Source organism: Neoaquamicrobium sediminum (assembly GCF_013240295.1).
In the GTDB taxonomy this organism is placed as follows: domain Bacteria; phylum Pseudomonadota; class Alphaproteobacteria; order Rhizobiales; family Rhizobiaceae; genus Aerobium; species Aerobium sediminum.
The window spans coordinates 871,561-887,257 of the sequence record NZ_JABETK010000002.1 but is presented as its reverse complement, the minus strand read 5'-3'; the positions used below and the strand labels follow the sequence as shown (position 1 = coordinate 887,257).

The window sequence follows — 15,697 nt, the reverse complement described above, 5'->3', positions numbered from 1 at the left end:
CACGACATCCATGACCGACATCGCCTGGCTCACCAGCCGTCCGATCGCCCATCGCGGCTACCACGACCTCAATAACGCGCGTTGGGAAAACACCCTGTCAGCGTTCGATGCCGCGGCGGAGAGGAACTACGCGATCGAATGCGACGTGCACCTTTCCTCCGATGGTTTGCCGGTCGTTTTCCACGACGCTGTCCTCAACCGGCTCGTCGGCCGCGAAGGCTTCGTCTACGAACAGACCGTCGCGAGCCTCGCTCAGATGCAGATCGGCGGCACGGCCGACCATGTGCCGACGCTTGCCGAGATGCTGGAACTGGTTGACGGTCGCGTGCCGGTGGTGATCGAGTTGAAGGGCACCGAGGGCAAGGATGACGGGCTGGTCGCCGCCGTCGCGAAAACGCTGTCGTCATATCGGGGTCATGCCGCGATCATGTCGTTCGACCACTGGCTCATTCGCCAATTCGCGAGCGATGCACCCGGCATCCCGGCCGGATTGACGGCACACGGGCGAACGATCCGCGATCTCGAAGCCCATTTCTCGATGCTGGCGCACCCGATCTCGTTCGTCTCTTTCGGCGTGCATGACCTGCCCAATCCGTTCGTCAGCTTCGTGCGGGAAAAGCTCGCCATGCCCGTCATCACCTGGACCGTGCGCAACGATCAAGCGCGTGACGTAACGTTCACGCATGCGGATCAGATGACGTTCGAAGGTTTTGAGGCCTAGGGCGCCAAATCGAGCCGCAGCCATCTTGCATCGCACAACGGCTGTCGTATCTAAGAAGCCATGAGCGATAGTTGCGACGAGGAAGCGCAATCCGGCGGCGAATTCGTCATTCGCGTCGTGCCGAGCATGGCGGCGTTCTCCCGCAGTGAATGGGACGCTCTCGCCGGGACCACGCGCGGCGATTCAACAACACCCTACAACCCGTTCATATCATATGATTTTCTGCTTTCTCTTGAGGAGAGCGGGTGTGCCGACCGCCGCACGGGCTGGTTGGCGCAGCACCTGAGGCTGGAGACACCGGACGGCACGCTCATCGGCGCCGTTCCCTGCTATCTGAAGAACCACAGCCAGGGAGAGTACGTCTTCGATCATGGCTGGGCCGATGCTTTCGAGCGGGCCGGCGGAGCGTATTATCCGAAGCTGCAGGTTTCGGTGCCGTTCACGCCTGCGACCGGACCTCGATTACTGACCCCGCGCGATAGTGACGGTTCAGCGGCCCGGCAGGCTCTTGCTGAAGGTCTGAAAGCGCTTTGCGCGCGGATCGGCGCGTCATCCGTACACGTCACGTTCGCCGATACCCGCGATGTTGAGGTCCTCGAACAGGCCGGTTTCCTGCACCGGACCGACCAGCAGTTCCACTTCTTCAATGAAGGCTATAGCTCCTATGGCGACTTCCTTGACACGCTCGCCTCACGCAAGCGCAAGGCGCTGAAGCGCGAAAGACGGGAGGCCCTGGCGTCCGGCATCGAGATCGACTGGCTGACGGGAAGCGACCTGACCGAGGGCGCATGGGACGACTTCTATGCCTTCTATATGGATACCGGCGGGCGCAAATGGGGACGCCCCTATCTCAACCGGCACTTTTTCTCGCTGGTCGGCGAGCGCATGGCCGATGATATCCTCCTGGTTATGGCGCGACGGGACGGGCGCTATGTCGCCGGAGCGATCAATTTCATCGGCTCGGAGACGCTCTACGGACGCAACTGGGGCTGCATCGAGGATCATCCGTTCCTGCACTTCGAGGTCTGCTACCATCAGGCCATAGACTTCGCGATCGCAAAGGGACTCAAGACCGTGGAAGCCGGCGCGCAGGGCGAGCACAAGCTGGCGCGCGGCTACCGTCCGGTGACGACACATTCCGCTCACCACATCGCCCATCCGGGGCTGCGCCATGCTGTGGCGGACTATCTCGACCGCGAACGCCGCGAGGTCGAGATGATCGGCGGCTACCTGGAAGAGCGCGCGCCGTTCAAAAAAGCCTGAACCGGTCAGTGGGCGAGCGTGTCCGAAAACAGGTTGATGACAAGAACGCCGGCGATGATGAGCGCGATACCGATCATCGCGGCCGGATCCAGCACCTGGCGGAACCGGATCCATCCGATGGCGGTAATCAGCACGATGTCGACACCGGACCAGATTGCATAGATGATGCCCACCGGTAGCGCCCTGAGCGGCAGCGACAGGAAATAGAAGGCGAGCGCATAGCCGCCGACGGTCACCAGCGATGGCAGCAACCGGGTAAAGCCTTCGGTCTGTTTGAGCGCTGTCGTTGCAATGACTTCGAAGACGATCGCGACCGAGAGAAAAACGTAGTTCATGACGGCACCTGTGCGATCGACCGAGGTTGACGCAGACGAGGCCAGCACCGAAACATGCGGCGACCATTCTGCAATCACCGAGGAAACGATGATCCAGCCCGCCTACGATCCCGACAACGTCTTTGCCAAGATCCTGCGCGGCGACATGCCGGCACACAAAGTCTACGAAGACGCCGACACCTTTGCCTTCATGGACATTATGCCGCGCGGAAACGGCCATTGCCTCGTGATCCCGAAAAAGCCGTCGCGAAACATCCTCGACGTGGACGCAGACAGCCTTGCCGGGGTGATGGCCACGACCCAGAAACTCGCCCGGGCCGTCATGAAAGCGTTTTCGGCAGATGGCGTCACTGTGCAGCAGTTCAACGAAGCGGCCGGCGGACAGGTGGTATTCCACCTGCACGTCCACATCATCCCGCGCTTCGACGGTGTCAGCCTCAAGCCCCATACCGGGCAGATGGAGGATCAGGCCGTGCTGGCGGCCAATGCCGAAAAGATCAGGGCTGCGCTCGGTTCGGCGTGATTATCCGCCGTTGAACCCGATCGCATAGAGGCCGGCGATCAGCACGGCCTCCGCCGTCAGGATGCCCACCACCACGCTCTTGCGCACCAGCAGGTAGGCGCCGAAACCCGCAGCCGCAGCCAGCAGCCTCAGCGCCAGCGGCGCGGCTGCCAGCGCCCCGCTGGGGAATACGATCAGGTTCCCGATGACGGCGGCGACAAGGGCGGTCGCCAGCGCGCGAACGAGAACCAGCGCATCGGTATCGTCCCGCAGCCGTCCGCCCAGATAGACACCAAGAAAGCGCCATGCGTCTGTCGCCAGCCAGCCGCCAACGAGGATGAACAGGTAAGGCCACCACCAGGCGTCGAAAGCATCGAAAGTCATGTCGCTGCTCCCCTGCCCTTGCGCATCCTGTGGACCAGATACGCAGCGGCCCCGCCGATGACGCCAGCGGCCAGCAGATCGAAACCGGGCAGGACGACGTGGAACAGGGGGCCGAGCACGAGCCCGAAGATCATCGCGAAATGACCGGCGCTTTCGCGCGCCGAGCCCCACAGAGACGTCAGGAAATAGATCGGGGTCAGCATCAGCAGCGCTGCCGAAAGCACCGGCGGCAGGCTGCCCGCAACCGCATACATGACCGTCACCACGATCATGTTGGTGACCACGAGTGTCCCGCCGAGGCCGCCATAATAGACCGTGCGCATGTCGCGCGGCACGGTCCGCAGATGCTCCATCGCAAGCACCCAGGACGTTACCGCCACGAAATGCGAAAGCAGGTAAAGCACCCACGGCCGCGTCCGTTCGGTCTTCATTTCGGGAACGAGGGACACAACCATCGGCGTCAGCCGCACGGAGGAGAGCGCGACCGCAAAGGCGGCCGCGGGCAGCGAGCTTCCCGAGATGATCGCGCCGATCAGCACCACCTTGGCCGGCAGCGCCCAGACCATGCCGGTCATGAACACCGCCTGCGGCAGCGTGATGCCCGCCTCGCGTGCAAGGCCCGCGAAGCCGACGAACGCACTCATCAGAATCAGCGCCGGTATCGACGCCGATGCGACGACGCCTTTCAGGAACCAGCGCCGGTAATCGGAAGCCTTGCGGGGAGAATTCGGGAAGTCTTCGGCCATATCTGGTGGCCGCATATCACACGGAACGATTCAGCGCGATATGGCTCGTCGCCGATCCCGCAACTTTCGCGGGCGCAGCGCGAGAGGCCGTGACGGGCTTTGCGGCCCGTCACGGATCGGTCGTTACTTGCGCGGCAGTTGGGGAACGATGCTGCGCTTGGGGGCTGCTTGCCCTTCGGCTCGCTCTTCGGCTTGGCTGCAGATGCCGTCGCCTTTGCCGGTGCCTTCTTCTTGGCCGCCTTACGCTTTACGGGCCGTTCCTCGGGGTCTTCCTTCTTCGGCTTAACCGGCGTCTCGTCGGCAAGCGCCTCGAGGTTGAGAACCTCGATGCCGGCCTCGGTCTTGATCACCGAGACGCGCACCGTGCCGCCCTTCTTCAGTCTGCCGAAAAGCACCTCGTCGGCCAGAGGCTTCTTGATGTGCTCCTGGATGACGCGGGAGAGCGGACGTGCTCCCATGCGCTCGTCGTAACCCTTGTCGGCAAGCCAGGCGATTGCCTCCGGCGTTAGGTCGAAGGTGACGCGGCGCTCGGCGAGCTGCGCCTCGAGCTGCATCACGAACTTCTGCACCACCTGGTGGATCACCGGCACCGGCAGCGAGCCGAACGGGATGATCGCGTCGAGACGGTTGCGGAACTCCGGCGTGAACAGCCGGTTGATCGCCTCCATGTCGTCGCTGTCGCGCTTGGACGAGCCGAAGCCGATTGCAGCCTTGGCCAGGTCGGCCGCGCCCGCATTGGTCGTCATGATGAGGATCACGTTGCGGAAATCGATCTGCTTTCCGTTGTGGTCCGTCAGCCTGCCGTGGTCCATCACCTGCAATAGGATGTTGAACAGGTCCGGATGCGCCTTCTCGATCTCATCCAGCAGCAGCACGCAATGCGGATGCTGGTCGACGCCGTCGGTCAGGAGCCCGCCCTGGTCGAAGCCGACATAGCCGGGAGGTGCGCCGATCAGCCGCGAGACCGTGTGGCGCTCCATATATTCCGACATGTCGAAGCGCAGCAGTTCGACGCCGAGAGAGGCGGCGAGCTGCTTGGCGACTTCGGTCTTGCCGACGCCGGTGGGGCCAGAGAACAGGTAGGAGCCGATCGGCTTCTCCGGTTCGCGCAGCCCGGCACGCGCCAGCTTGATCGCCGACGACAGCGCCGTGATTGCCGTATCCTGCCCGTAGACGACGCGCTTCAGCTCCTCCTCCAGGCTGGCGAGAACCTTCTCGTCATCGGCGGAGACAGTCTTGGGCGGAATGCGCGCCATCGTCGCGACGGTAGCCTCGATCTCCTTGATCGAGATCGTCTTCTTGCGGCGCGATTCGGGCAGCAGCATCTGCGAGGCACCCGTCTCGTCGATCACGTCGATCGCCTTGTCGGGCAACTTGCGGTCGCTGATGTAGCGCGACGACAGCTCCACCGCGGCCTTGATGGCCTCGTTGGTGTACTTCACCTTGTGGAATTTCTCGAAATAGGGCTTCAGCCCCTTCATGATCGAGATCGCGTCCTCGACCGAAGGCTCGTTCACGTCGATCTTCTGGAAGCGGCGGACAAGAGCCCTGTCCTTCTCGAAGAACTGGCGGAACTCCTTGTAGGTGGTCGAGCCGATGCAGCGGATCGCACCCGACGACAGGGCCGGCTTGAGAAGGTTGGAGGCGTCCATCGCCCCGCCCGACGTCGCGCCGGCGCCGATCACCGTGTGGATCTCGTCGATGAAGAGGACCGCCCCGGGGTAATCTTCAAGCTCCTTCACGACCTGCTTCAGCCGCTCCTCGAAGTCGCCGCGGTAACGCGTGCCTGCCAGCAGCGTGCCCATGTCGAGCGCGAAGATGGTGGCATCGTGAAGCACTTCCGGCACGTCGCCTTCGACGATTCGCTTGGCGAGCCCTTCGGCGATCGCTGTCTTGCCGACGCCGGGGTCACCCACATAGAGCGGATTGTTCTTGGAGCGGCGGCAGAGCACCTGGATCGTCCGGTTGATCTCCGACTCGCGGCCGATCAGAGGATCGATCTTGCCCTGCCGGGCCTTGGCGTTGAGGTTCACGCAGTAGGCCGTCAGGGCGTCCTGCTGCTTCTTCTTGCCGCCGTCCTCGCCCTCGCCCACGCCGGGCTGGCCGCCCTGCTCATCCTCGGCCCCGCGCGGCGCGCGGGCCTCCGACGAGCCCGGCCGCTTCGCGATGCCGTGGCTGATGTAGTTGACCGCGTCGTAACGCGTCATCTGCTGTTCCTGGAGGAAATAGGCGGCGTGGCTTTCGCGCTCGGCGAAGATCGCGACGAGCACGTTGGCGCCGGACACTTCCTCGCGACCGGATGACTGGACATGGATGACCGCGCGCTGGATCACGCGCTGGAAGCCTGCCGTCGGCTTGGAGTCTTCATCATAGCCGGTGACGAGATTGTCGAGCTCGGTGTCGATGTAGGACAGGACGGTCTGCTTCAATTCTTCGAGATTGACGTTGCATGCACGCATGACGGCGGCGGCATCACCGTCGTCAAGCAGCGCGAGCAGCAGGTGTTCGAGCGTCGCATATTCGTGGTGACGCTCGTTTGCAAATGTCAGCGCCTGATGCAGCGCCCGTTCGAGGCCTTGCGAGAAAGCCGGCATTCAGAACCTCATTTCTTTTCCATCACGCATTGCAGCGGATGCTGGTGCTGGCGGGCGAAATCCATGACTTGAGTCACTTTGGTCTCAGCCACCTCATATGTATAGACCCCGCATTCACCGACACCGTGATTGTGAACATGCAACATGATGCGGGTCGCGGCCTCGCGATCCTTCTGGAAGAAACGCTCCAGCACATGGACCACGAATTCCATCGGGGTGTAGTCGTCGTTGAGGATGAGCACGCGGTAGAGCGACGGCTTCTTGGTTTTCGGCTTGGTACGGGTGATGACCGCGGTGCCGCGTCCGGGACCGTTGGCCCGGTCGTCGTCACCTTGCATCCTCGTCACCAGTTCCGGCATGGGTACCCCGCCACTCGTTTCCGCATCCTTCCAGTTGCGCGCGCTTCCTTCAAGGCACGTCATGTAGGCACTCATCATGAAATTTTAAGGCCTTCTTTCTTGCTGACAATACGGCTCACGTCACAGACGCGCGAATTCGGGTGCGGCGTAGCGCACTTCGAACCCTGAAACGACAAAAAACCCGGCCGCGAAGCCGCGACCGGGCATTTCGGCGGGCAAAAGCCCGCGCGACAACGATTTCGAAGCGGATTACTTCGCCTTGGCGACGACCGATTCGAAGGGCTTGTAGGCGTCCTTGGCCATCTCGGCATAGAGCTCACCCATCTTGGTGGCCTGTGCGACAAAGCCCTCGTAAGCCTGCTTGGCGTAGTCGGTCTGGATCTCGACAGCCTTGTCGAGCGACTTGGCCGACGTCAGCTTCTCGAAAGCGGCGGTGCCGTTCTCGAATGCCTTCTTCGAGTACTCGGTCGCCTCGACGGTAATCGCCTGCGCGTTTTTCGACATGGCGGCGAAGCTCTTGAGGCCGGTGTCCATGAACTCCTTGCCAGCCTTGCTGGCGTCTTCGAACGACTGAATCATCTGAATGCTACCTTCCGTTGGAGGTGGGGTTTCCCGCATCCCTAATGCGTTGCACTCTATTTATGTTGCAGTGCACAAAAGTCAATATGGCGCCCTGGGTCCAATCAACAGCTGGCTGTCGAGGCCGCTTTCTTTCCTAGAAGTTGACAAAATTGGTGAACGGGCCGGTTACCATAAACGGATTGGTAACGGGCTCGCCTCTATCGTGGCTGACAATCCCGGGGGCGGGTTTGGGCATCAGTCAGTATCAGTAGAAGTGTAGCTATGGTTGTGCGTCAGGCGTTGGCAGGCTTTATCTCGCAAATCTCGAACACTCGCAGCATTTTCGTCGCCATGCTGGCGGTCGTAATGTTCACGGTCGCAGGAGCAGGGTCGGCTTCGGCCAATTCCCGTTATGCGGCCTATGTGATGGATGCGCGCACCGGTCAGGTGCTGTTCTCACGCAATGCGGACGAGCGGCGCTATCCTGCGTCGCTGACGAAGATGATGACGGTGTACATGATCTTCGAGGCGATGAACGCGAGGCGTATCTCGACGAAGACCGCCATCCCCTTCTCGAAGAATGCATCGGCTGAGCCGCCAACGAAGCTGGGCGTGAAGGCGGGCGGCTCGATCACTGTCGACACGGCCATCCGCGCGCTTGTCACGCGTTCGGCCAATGATGTCGCGACGGCCGTTGCCGAGATGCTCGGCGGCTCCGAGGCCGGCTTCGCGCGGATGATGACGGCCAAGGCCCGCCAGCTCGGCATGAACTCGACCCAGTTCCGCAACGCGCACGGCCTGCCCAACAGCGCTCAGCACACGACGGCGCGCGACATGGCGATCCTGGGTGTCGCACTGCGCGAGCATTTTCCGCAATATTACGACTATTTCTCCACCCGCTCCTTCAAATACGGCAAGCAGACGATCAGCACGCACAACCGGATGTTCGGCCGGATCAAGGGCGTCGACGGCATCAAGACCGGTTACACCCGCGCCTCGGGCTTCAACCTGGTGACGTCGGTGGAAGACAATGGACGACGCGTCGTTGCCGTGGTCATGGGCGGAAAGAGCGGCCGCAGCCGCGACGATCACATGGCCGCGCTGCTGCGCGACTACATGCCCAAGGCCTCCCGCAACGGGGGCGGCGCGCTCATTGCCTCCCAGCGCCCGACGCCGGGTGCCGGCGCGGTGGTCGCAAGCGCCTTCTCGCTGCCAAGCCGCAACATTCCGACGCCGGACTTCCGGCCGCGGGAAGAAGTCAGCGCACCATTGGTCGCCTACGCACAGGAGACGACGCCCGCAGCCGTTGCCGCGCTGACACCGACGCCTTCGGCTCCCATCCCGTCTGCTCCGGTACCGACACCGGCAGCAGCCGTTGAGGCCCGCTTCGCCGCCGAGGGCGACGCCAACATCGATCCCGTTATGACCTCGTCCACGGCGCCCTCCGGCTGGGTGGTGCAGGTTGCTTCGTCACCGTCGCAAAGCGACGCGTTTGCCGCGCTCGTGCGCACCGGCAAGGAAGCGCCCCGCATCCTCAACACCGCGAACGCCTTCATCGAGGAATTCGACAACAAGGGCACCGTCTACTATCGCGCGCGCTTCGGCGGGTTCGCTTCGAAGAACCAGGCATGGAACGCCTGCAACGCGCTCAAGAAGCAGAAGATCGATTGCTACGCAGTGGGGTCGTAAGCAGGCTTTCGGACCAGCCCGCGCCGCGGGCTGCCCGGGTCGGCACTACGTCGAAGGGGATTATTTGTGATCAGACAGCAAAACTTCCTTGGCCTCGTTGATCCTCGCCGCAAGGAAAGAAGTGCCGCCGAGGTCGGGGTGCAGGCGCTGCATCAGGCGGCGATGCGCCTTGCGGATCTCCGCCGCACTGGCACCAGCTTCAAGACCAAGGATCTCGTAGGCCTCCTGCTTAGTCATGGGGCCAGAAGCTGGCGTGCCACCCTGCCCGCCGCCCATGTCCGACTGCGCGTGGTCACGCCAGCCGGGAAAACGGCCGTCAAGATAGGTCTCAAGTAGCTGCATGCTTTCCGGGTCGGCGGAGAGTTCACCGCCGAGCTGCAACAACTGATCGAGCTCGAGCTGGCCAAGCTCGCGCCCCTCGAAGCGCCCGACAAGCACGATCCCTTCAAGCGATCCGGAATCGTGATCCAGTTCCATCTCCAGCGCGGCGGTGCGCACCGTGGATCGCTTTCCGGGCGTTGGACGGGCCTGCCGGCGCATGCGCCCCGAAAGATGCCATGCGAGTGCTGTGGAGATCAGCATCCCGCCAAGCCCCGCGCCGAGCAGCAGCAAGCCTACACCAAGCCCGCCGACCGCGATGGGTCCGACAAGCCTCATGCTGCCGGCAATGCGTCTCGCATCCATGCGCAAAAAGGCTGCGCCCAGCAGCGTCAACACGAGAACGGCCGCGGCGAGATAGAAAAGGACCGTCATCCCCGTCCGCCGGACTTCTTCAGATGCTCGATCATCAGGCGGTCCTCCGCGCGGCCTCTGGCTTCTAGCGCCTTCAACCCACCTGTTGCGTAGACGGCAACCGCCGAAAGCAGCTTCGAAAGGGTCGAAGCCGCGTTTCGGTCAAAGCGGAACCAGGCCCCCTTTGAAAGCCGGGCGACTTCCTTGAATGCGGTTTCGGCGACCGGATCGTGCCCTTCCTGGAAGGCGAACACGGGAACGCCGTGCAGACCGAGCCGGCCGGCCTTGTCGGCCAGATCGTCGACATTTTCCTCCATCGCGTCGCCGATATAGACCAGCGCGTTGACCTTGGTCCGTTCCGTCTCCTTCAGCGTGTGCGAAAGCACCTTGCCAATCTGCGTATGTCCACCCCGGCAGTCGATCTTCACCATCAGGTCTTTCAACGAGCTGGTATCGCGCACGAACCTCGATGCGCGGCACTCGCCAAAGCCACGGAAATAAACGAGCTGGACGTTGAGGTCCCCTGCCCTGGATACGGCGTCGAACATCTCGGCCTGCAACGAGCACGCGAGGTCCCAGGTCGGCTGCCGGCTCATCGTCGCGTCGAGCGCCAGAATCAGCCGCCCGCCATCTTTCGCCCCGGCGGGCTGCGCCAAAGCGCGCGCATGGCGCACAAACGCATCAATCGCGGTGCTGTCGGATCGCGCCGCGGCAGGTTTCTGGTCGGCCTTTCGGGGTGCCGGCGTCTTGTCGTTGCTCATGCCAAGAACATGTGGCCGTGACGGACTGCTTGCAAGGCCTGAAGCGCGTTGGGCGAAAGCGTCACAGCGCGGGCGTGATCGCGGCTTCGGTCGGGCTCGTCCCGGGCTCGCCCACTGGTAACGAAGTCCTGGTATGATGCAAATCCATTCGATCCATCAGCCGCCGCATCTCCTGTCGCGCGGCCAGATGCGCGAGGTTCGGCCGCGAGGACGCCGAACGTCCGTCGTATTCGTCAAACGCCGTGAGGCCCGCTGCAAAGAGTTCGTCGAACAACGCTCGCTGCGAGATACCGTCTGCGAAGCGAAAGCCGAGCGTCGACGCCATATCGCGCAAGCGCGGCGCGATCCTGGCTTCGCCCGCTGCAGTCACCGGCACGCGATTGCAGGCGACGATCCAGTCGAACAGTTTGCCGTCGGCACGTCGGCGCTCTTCGCGTGCCTGTGCGACCGCCAGCGCGTAACCCGAACCGGATAGCGGCCTGCGCGCCAATGGTTGGAGGCTGCCAAGCGCTCTCAGATCGATCGGAGAATCGTTGAGCGGGGTGATCAGGGTGTCGGCAAGCCGATGCGCAAGCCTGCCGAGAAACGTGTCACCGGCAGCGATGTCGATGACGACGAAATCGAACGCGGCATCGACGCCAGCGAGCGCATGTGCAAGAGCAGCGAAGGCAGCGCCTTCGCTGGCCGCGTCATGCGCGTGATGCGGGACGTCCCGATGATCGGGCAATGCGACTGCGATACCAGTCGCCCGAACCCATCGCCTGCGGTTTTCGACGTAACGTGTCAGCGATTGCTGGGCGGTGTCGAGATCAATCGTTGCGACTCGGTTGCCGGCGCGGAGCAGCGCCACCGCCACGTGCATGGCGAAGGTCGATTTGCCGGTGCCGCCCTTCGCGTTGCCGCACACGATGACGTGGGCGCGACGTGGCGCGGCGGAAACGCTTGCTGATACACCGGACGCGTTCATGTGACCGCAACTCCATACTTCGCACGCAGCATCGCCGGTTTGCCGTTGCGTTACAATCCGTCGCGAGGCATCGACTGCAGGTCTTGCGAAGTTCGGTTAAAGCAGGCCCAGCTCGGAGAGCTCACGACGCAGGTTCAGCGGCAGTTCCTCGCCTGCGTCCGCACCGCCAAGATCGGTCGGCGTATCGGCCGGCACAAGATAGCGCCAGCCCTGGAAGGGCCTGCGGGGCTTGCACTGCGTCCGCACGACCTGGGGGTCGAAGACGAGGTGACAGCGGCCTATGCCTTCTCCATCCGTGAAGGGGCGTATGTCGACCAGACGCTGGCGACATTGAACGCCTCCCTTGATCACCCAGTACAGCGAACCGCCATCAAGCAGCTCGTCGACGCGCTTGGGCACCATACGGGTGGTATGGAAATGCTCAACGGGAAGGCCGGCTCGCCGCTTCTCCTCGAGCCGCAGCGCGATCCAGTCTTCGAGGTCTTCGACGCTTTCGGCGCCGACGCAGAGTTTGATGAGGTTGAGAGCCATGCGCCTAATCTAGCGCTTAACGGCGCGCCTTACAGCGCCGGTCTGCACTTTCCACAGGCTCAGCATTCGACGACGTTGACGGCCAGCCCGCCGAGGCTCGTTTCCTTGTAGCGCTCGTTCATGTCGAGGCCCGTCTGCCGCATGGTCTCGACCGCGGCATCCAGCGGCACGAAATGGGTGCCGTCGCCCTTGATCGCCAGCGAGGCGGCGGTGACCGCCTTGACCGCGCCCAGCGCATTGCGCTCGATGCAGGGCACCTGCACCAGACCGCCGACGGGATCGCAGGTCATGCCCAGATGATGTTCCAGGGCGATTTCGGCGGCATTCTCGACCTGGGCTGGCGTGCCGCCCATGACGGCGCAAAGCCCGGCCGCAGCCATGGCCGACGCAGACCCAACCTCGCCCTGGCAGCCAACCTCGGCGCCGGAAATCGAGGCGTTGTGCTTGATGATGCCGCCGATCGCCGCCGCCGTCAGCAGGAAGTCGCGGATCGAGTCCTGATCGGCCTCGACATGGAAATGCAGCCAGTAGCGCATGACGGCGGGCACCACGCCTGCGGCACCATTGGTCGGTGCCGTCACCACGCGGCCACCCGCAGCGTTCTCCTCGTTGACGGCCATGGCGTAGATCGAGAGCCAGTCATTGGCCAGAAGCGGGTTCGGTCGGTTACGGCTCCATTCTTCTTGCAGCTTGTCGTGAAGCTGGCGCGCGCGCCGCTTGACCTTAAGCCCACCGGGCATGATGCCTTCCTGCGACAGGCCACGCTCGATACAGCTGCGCATCGCATCCCATATGCGGTCGAGCGAGGCATTCAGCTCCTCACGGGAGACGAACTGTTCCTCATTGGCGCGTTTCATCGCCGCGATCGAAAGACCGCTGCGTGCCGCCATCGCAAGCATCTCCTTCGCTTTCCCGAAGGGATAAGGAACGCCCTTGTCGCCGCTGCCCCGCACCGGCCCCTCGGCCTTCATACGCTGCAGTTCCTCGTCGGAGACGACGAAACCGCCGCCGATCGAATAATAGATGCGGCGCAGGAGCAGCCGGTCGTCGGCGTCAAAGGCTGAAAACGCCATGCCGTTCGCGTGGCCGGGCAGCGGCGTTTTCTTGTCGAGCACCAGATCGTTCGCCGGGTCGAAGCGATATGTCGGATGGCCGGGCGGGCTGACGCGCTTCTGCGCCTGAACGTCGGCGAGCGTTACGTCGACATTGTCCGGATCGACCGTGACCGGCGTAAGTCCGGTCAGCCCCAGGATAACCGCGCGATCCGTTCCGTGTCCGACGCCGGTGAAGGCAAGCGAACCGTGGAGGCTGACTGCAAGTCGCGCCACGGTGACGCCTGCCGGTCGCGGCCAGTCGTTGCCGGACAGTTCCGACAGGAAGCGCGCGGCCGCCGTCATAGGCCCCATCGTATGGGACGAGGAAGGGCCAATACCGATCTTGAACAGATCGAAGACGGAAAGGAACATCGCGAAGCGCTCCGACTGAATTGCCCCCGATGTTTCGCGGCTTTCGGCACGAGAAGCAAGCAGGCTGCGGACCTCATCTGATCAGGCTGCGACATTCCCGGCCAACAAAGAAAAAGGCGCGGTCGAAACCGCGCCTCTTCAGATTCCCTGAGATTGCCGGGAGGGTCTAGCCGGCGACGATCATCGCCGCAGACGCCGGACCACTGAAAAGCCAAGCCAGTAGAATGATGCCGGCAAAGCCGATCACTGCCTTGGCGGTTACGCCCCAGCAGGATTTCTGAACGGTTTCGTCCATTTTTGTCCTGTTTCCGTAGATTTCATCCCGAAATGCGGCTCTCGAAACGCCGCGACGATCCCACCCGTCTGGCCGCTAGATAGCCGTTCGGCGCGCCATTCGCAATGCAAAAACGGCGAAAGCAAGGCAAGGCCTTTTGCCCGAATGGTGCAAACCGATTAAAACTATTCCTTTTCAAGGGCTTGAGGCGGCCACAGATATTCATCGCTTTTCAACATAGACGGCCAAATTGAGGCGCAAAAGATGGCCTGCGGCACGGCCTTTCGCGATAGGATAGCGGCATGCTGATCGATTCCCTGTTCCGCTCCCCTCCCGACATTGCCGCGCTCGCCTTCTTTCTTGTCGGCTGGACCCTGTTCTCGCACGCGACGCAAGGCCGCATCGTCTCGCGCGAAACGCTGACTTCGGCGATGAACCGGCAACGCGAGGCGTGGATGCGCACAATGGCGCGGCGCGACATGCGCATGGTCGACACCAGCATCATGGGCGGGCTTCAGCAGGGCACGGCGTTCTTCGCGTCGAGCTGCCTGCTCGCCATCGGCGGCTGCTTTGCGCTTCTGGGCGCGACTGACGCCGTGCTCGACGTGCTGGGCGAACTGCCCGCCACGGATGCAGACGCGCGGCCGGTGTTCGAGGCCAAGGTGCTCGGGCTGGTCGCCGTCCTCTGCTACGCCTTCTTCAAGTTCGGCTGGTCCTACAGGCTGTTCAACTACTGCTCGATCCTGATCGGCGCTGTGCCGGTGGCGCGGGAAGACGGCCAGACCGATGCCGAGATCGACGCTTCGGTAGCCCGGGCCGCGCAGATGAACATGCTCGCAGGCAAGCACTTCAATGCCGGACTGCGGGCGATCTTCTTCTCGATCGGCTATCTGGGTTGGTTTGTCGGCCCGTGGGTGTTCATCGCCACCACGACCTTCATCTTGGGCGTCCTGATCCGCCGGCAGTTCTTCTCCGCCGCGCGACGCGCCGTGCTCGAAGGCGGCGGCTAGGAGCGCTCCGGGAAGATGCTGTCTATACGACCGGTGAGCCGGTAGGCCACGAGCCCGATCCATTCGCGTATGGCGATCGTCAGGTTCTGCAGGGAATCGGATACGTTGTCCCGCGCAAGGCCCACGGGCTCGTTGCCGGCCGTGCGGTAGTCCGCCGGCCACGGCACCACGTCGAACCCTGCCTTTTGGAAAAGACCGACCGAGCGCGGCATGTGAAATGCCGAGGTCACCAGAAGCCAGGTTTCTCCCGGTTTCGGCTCGACCATCTCGCGGGTGAAAAGCGCGTTCTCGTAGGTATTGCGCGAGCGGTTCTCCAGCACCAGCCGGTCCGCTTCGACGCCGAGCGACGTCAGCAGGCGTGGGGCGGTGTCCCCGTCTCCCTCTCCCTCGAGGATCAGCGTGCCTGTGCCGCCGGTCACGACGACCCGCGCCTGCGGGTAGCGCCTTGCAAGAACCGCCGTTTCCACGAAACGGTCGCCGCTGGCGTTGAGCTCATAGCCGCCACGCGCGAGGTTGATCGCGCCTTCGAAGCCCCCACCAAGGACGATGATGCCGGCGACATCCTGCGGCGCGGGATCCGGTCTGGCGAAATGATCCTCCAGCGGATGCAGCAGCAGCGCGCCGGTGCTCGTCCAGCCGCCGAGCGCCAGCACGAGCAGGCCGCAGATCGAGAAGAACAAACCGATCCGCCGCAACCGGAAGAAAGCACAGACGATGCCCAGCAGTACCAGTATGCCGATCAGGTTGATCGGCTGGGCCACGATCCAGAAGAGCTTGGAGAGCGTGAAGAACATCGAATCAA

At 63.1% G+C, this 15,697-nt stretch carries 17 protein-coding genes and 1 pseudogene; 5 read left to right on the top strand and 13 right to left on the bottom strand.

Annotation, left to right across the window (positions count from 1 at the left end):
* Positions 1-10 precede the first annotated feature (10 nt).
* Together HK436_RS16220 and HK436_RS16215 are read left to right on the top strand one after the other, a co-directional pair.
* Complete coding sequence (locus HK436_RS16220; RefSeq protein WP_173191421.1) at positions 11-721, top strand: glycerophosphodiester phosphodiesterase; 711 nt, start codon at positions 11-13, stop codon at positions 719-721.
* Between the two features lie 126 nt (positions 722-847).
* Positions 848-1,984 carry a GNAT family N-acetyltransferase gene (locus HK436_RS16215; RefSeq protein ID WP_376769195.1) on the top strand — a complete coding sequence of 379 codons (1,137 nt, stop codon included), beginning with the start codon at positions 848-850 and terminating at the stop codon, positions 1,982-1,984.
* A gap of 5 nt (positions 1,985-1,989) precedes the next feature.
* On the opposite strand, the gene HK436_RS16210 is transcribed toward HK436_RS16215, so the two are convergent.
* Positions 1,990-2,319, bottom strand: a complete 330-nt coding sequence (locus tag HK436_RS16210; RefSeq protein ID WP_173191418.1) for a DMT family transporter — start codon at positions 2,317-2,319, stop codon at positions 1,990-1,992.
* 88 nt (positions 2,320-2,407) lie between these two features.
* Between HK436_RS16210 and HK436_RS16205 the strand changes: the two genes are divergently transcribed.
* Complete coding sequence (locus tag HK436_RS16205; RefSeq protein ID WP_173193539.1) at positions 2,408-2,842, top strand: HIT family protein; 435 nt, start codon at positions 2,408-2,410, stop codon at positions 2,840-2,842.
* Here HK436_RS16205 and HK436_RS16200 read toward each other — a convergent pair whose 3' ends face one another.
* The 5 genes and pseudogenes from HK436_RS16200 to HK436_RS16180 form a co-directional block, all read right to left on the bottom strand.
* Complete coding sequence (locus tag HK436_RS16200; protein WP_173191416.1) at positions 2,843-3,205, bottom strand: AzlD domain-containing protein; 363 nt, start codon at positions 3,203-3,205, stop codon at positions 2,843-2,845.
* Complete coding sequence (locus HK436_RS16195) at positions 3,202-3,951, bottom strand: AzlC family ABC transporter permease (protein WP_173191414.1); 750 nt, start codon at positions 3,949-3,951, stop codon at positions 3,202-3,204. Before HK436_RS16195 ends, HK436_RS16200 begins: the two co-directional genes overlap by 4 nt.
* Positions 3,952-4,103: 152 nt before the next feature.
* Positions 4,104-6,545 (bottom strand): annotated as a pseudogene (clpA, locus tag HK436_RS16190) (ATP-dependent Clp protease ATP-binding subunit ClpA); the annotation flags it as partial.
* A gap of 8 nt (positions 6,546-6,553) precedes the next feature.
* Complete coding sequence (gene clpS / locus HK436_RS16185; RefSeq protein WP_376769168.1) at positions 6,554-6,904, bottom strand: ATP-dependent Clp protease adapter ClpS; 351 nt, start codon at positions 6,902-6,904, stop codon at positions 6,554-6,556.
* 249 nt (positions 6,905-7,153) lie between these two features.
* The gene (locus HK436_RS16180; protein ID WP_173191412.1) at positions 7,154-7,483 is read right to left on the bottom strand and encodes a phasin family protein; all 330 of its coding nucleotides are present in this window, start codon (positions 7,481-7,483) and stop codon (positions 7,154-7,156) included.
* A 264-nt stretch (positions 7,484-7,747) separates the two neighbouring features.
* Here HK436_RS16180 and HK436_RS16175 point away from each other — a divergent pair, with 264 nt between their 5' ends.
* Positions 7,748-9,154 carry a serine hydrolase gene (locus HK436_RS16175; RefSeq protein WP_194248541.1) on the top strand — a complete coding sequence of 469 codons (1,407 nt, stop codon included), beginning with the start codon at positions 7,748-7,750 and terminating at the stop codon, positions 9,152-9,154.
* 60 nt (positions 9,155-9,214) lie between these two features.
* On the opposite strand, the gene HK436_RS16170 is transcribed toward HK436_RS16175, so the two are convergent.
* The 6 genes from HK436_RS16170 to HK436_RS32445 all read right to left on the bottom strand — a co-directional run bounded on the left by HK436_RS16170 (position 9,215) and on the right by HK436_RS32445 (position 13,906).
* Entirely contained in the window at positions 9,215-9,907 is a 693-nt protein-coding gene (locus tag HK436_RS16170; RefSeq protein WP_173191410.1) for a DnaJ domain-containing protein, read from the bottom strand.
* Positions 9,904-10,647, bottom strand: a complete 744-nt coding sequence (locus HK436_RS16165; RefSeq protein WP_173191401.1) for a VWA domain-containing protein — start codon at positions 10,645-10,647, stop codon at positions 9,904-9,906. Before HK436_RS16165 ends, HK436_RS16170 begins: the two co-directional genes overlap by 4 nt.
* Before the next feature lie 61 nt (positions 10,648-10,708).
* Positions 10,709-11,614: a division plane positioning ATPase MipZ gene (locus tag HK436_RS16160; protein ID WP_173191399.1), complete on the bottom strand. Its 906-nt coding sequence runs from the start codon at positions 11,612-11,614 to the stop codon at positions 10,709-10,711.
* 96 nt (positions 11,615-11,710) lie between these two features.
* Positions 11,711-12,145: a DUF1489 family protein gene (locus HK436_RS16155; protein WP_173191397.1), complete on the bottom strand. Its 435-nt coding sequence runs from the start codon at positions 12,143-12,145 to the stop codon at positions 11,711-11,713.
* A gap of 59 nt (positions 12,146-12,204) precedes the next feature.
* Positions 12,205-13,611 carry an L-serine ammonia-lyase gene (locus tag HK436_RS16150; RefSeq protein WP_173191395.1) on the bottom strand — a complete coding sequence of 469 codons (1,407 nt, stop codon included), beginning with the start codon at positions 13,609-13,611 and terminating at the stop codon, positions 12,205-12,207.
* 166 nt (positions 13,612-13,777) lie between these two features.
* Positions 13,778-13,906: a hypothetical protein gene (locus tag HK436_RS32445; protein ID WP_280515712.1), complete on the bottom strand. Its 129-nt coding sequence runs from the start codon at positions 13,904-13,906 to the stop codon at positions 13,778-13,780.
* Positions 13,907-14,190: 284 nt separating this feature from the next.
* On the opposite strand from HK436_RS32445, the gene HK436_RS16145 reads away from it, so the two are divergent.
* Positions 14,191-14,895: a DUF599 domain-containing protein gene (locus HK436_RS16145; RefSeq protein ID WP_376769194.1), complete on the top strand. Its 705-nt coding sequence runs from the start codon at positions 14,191-14,193 to the stop codon at positions 14,893-14,895.
* Here HK436_RS16145 and HK436_RS16140 read toward each other — a convergent pair.
* Positions 14,892-15,689 (bottom strand): YdcF family protein, encoded by a 798-nt coding sequence (locus HK436_RS16140; protein ID WP_173191391.1) that lies wholly within the window; start codon positions 15,687-15,689, stop codon positions 14,892-14,894. The two genes, HK436_RS16145 and HK436_RS16140, sit on opposite strands and share 4 nt — an antisense overlap.
* Positions 15,690-15,697: the final 8 nt, after the last annotated feature.

Bases quoted from the DNA above. Each gene is read 5' to 3' on its own strand.
- HK436_RS16205 (WP_173193539.1), top strand. From the start codon at position 2,408: ATGATCCAGCCCGCCTACGATCCCGACAACGTCTTTGCCAAGATCCTG.
- HK436_RS16160 (WP_173191399.1), bottom strand. From the start codon at position 11,614: ATGAACGCGTCCGGTGTATCAGCAAGCGTTTCCGCCGCGCCACGTCGC.
- HK436_RS16140 (WP_173191391.1), bottom strand. From the start codon at position 15,689: ATGTTCTTCACGCTCTCCAAGCTCTTCTGGATCGTGGCCCAGCCGATC.
- HK436_RS16170 (WP_173191410.1), bottom strand. From the start codon at position 9,907: ATGACGGTCCTTTTCTATCTCGCCGCGGCCGTTCTCGTGTTGACGCTG.
- HK436_RS16180 (WP_173191412.1), bottom strand. From the start codon at position 7,483: ATGATTCAGTCGTTCGAAGACGCCAGCAAGGCTGGCAAGGAGTTCATG.
- HK436_RS16195 (WP_173191414.1), bottom strand. From the start codon at position 3,951: ATGGCCGAAGACTTCCCGAATTCTCCCCGCAAGGCTTCCGATTACCGG.
- HK436_RS16150 (WP_173191395.1), bottom strand. From the start codon at position 13,611: ATGTTCCTTTCCGTCTTCGATCTGTTCAAGATCGGTATTGGCCCTTCC.
- HK436_RS16200 (WP_173191416.1), bottom strand. From the start codon at position 3,205: ATGACTTTCGATGCTTTCGACGCCTGGTGGTGGCCTTACCTGTTCATC.
- HK436_RS16155 (WP_173191397.1), bottom strand. From the start codon at position 12,145: ATGGCTCTCAACCTCATCAAACTCTGCGTCGGCGCCGAAAGCGTCGAA.
- HK436_RS16165 (WP_173191401.1), bottom strand. From the start codon at position 10,647: ATGAGCAACGACAAGACGCCGGCACCCCGAAAGGCCGACCAGAAACCT.
- HK436_RS16175 (WP_194248541.1), top strand. From the start codon at position 7,748: ATGGTTGTGCGTCAGGCGTTGGCAGGCTTTATCTCGCAAATCTCGAAC.
- HK436_RS16210 (WP_173191418.1), bottom strand. From the start codon at position 2,319: ATGAACTACGTTTTTCTCTCGGTCGCGATCGTCTTCGAAGTCATTGCA.
- HK436_RS16220 (WP_173191421.1), top strand. From the start codon at position 11: ATGACCGACATCGCCTGGCTCACCAGCCGTCCGATCGCCCATCGCGGC.
- HK436_RS32445 (WP_280515712.1), bottom strand. From the start codon at position 13,906: ATGGACGAAACCGTTCAGAAATCCTGCTGGGGCGTAACCGCCAAGGCA.
- clpS (WP_376769168.1), bottom strand. From the start codon at position 6,904: ATGCCGGAACTGGTGACGAGGATGCAAGGTGACGACGACCGGGCCAAC.
- HK436_RS16215 (WP_376769195.1), top strand. From the start codon at position 848: ATGGCGGCGTTCTCCCGCAGTGAATGGGACGCTCTCGCCGGGACCACG.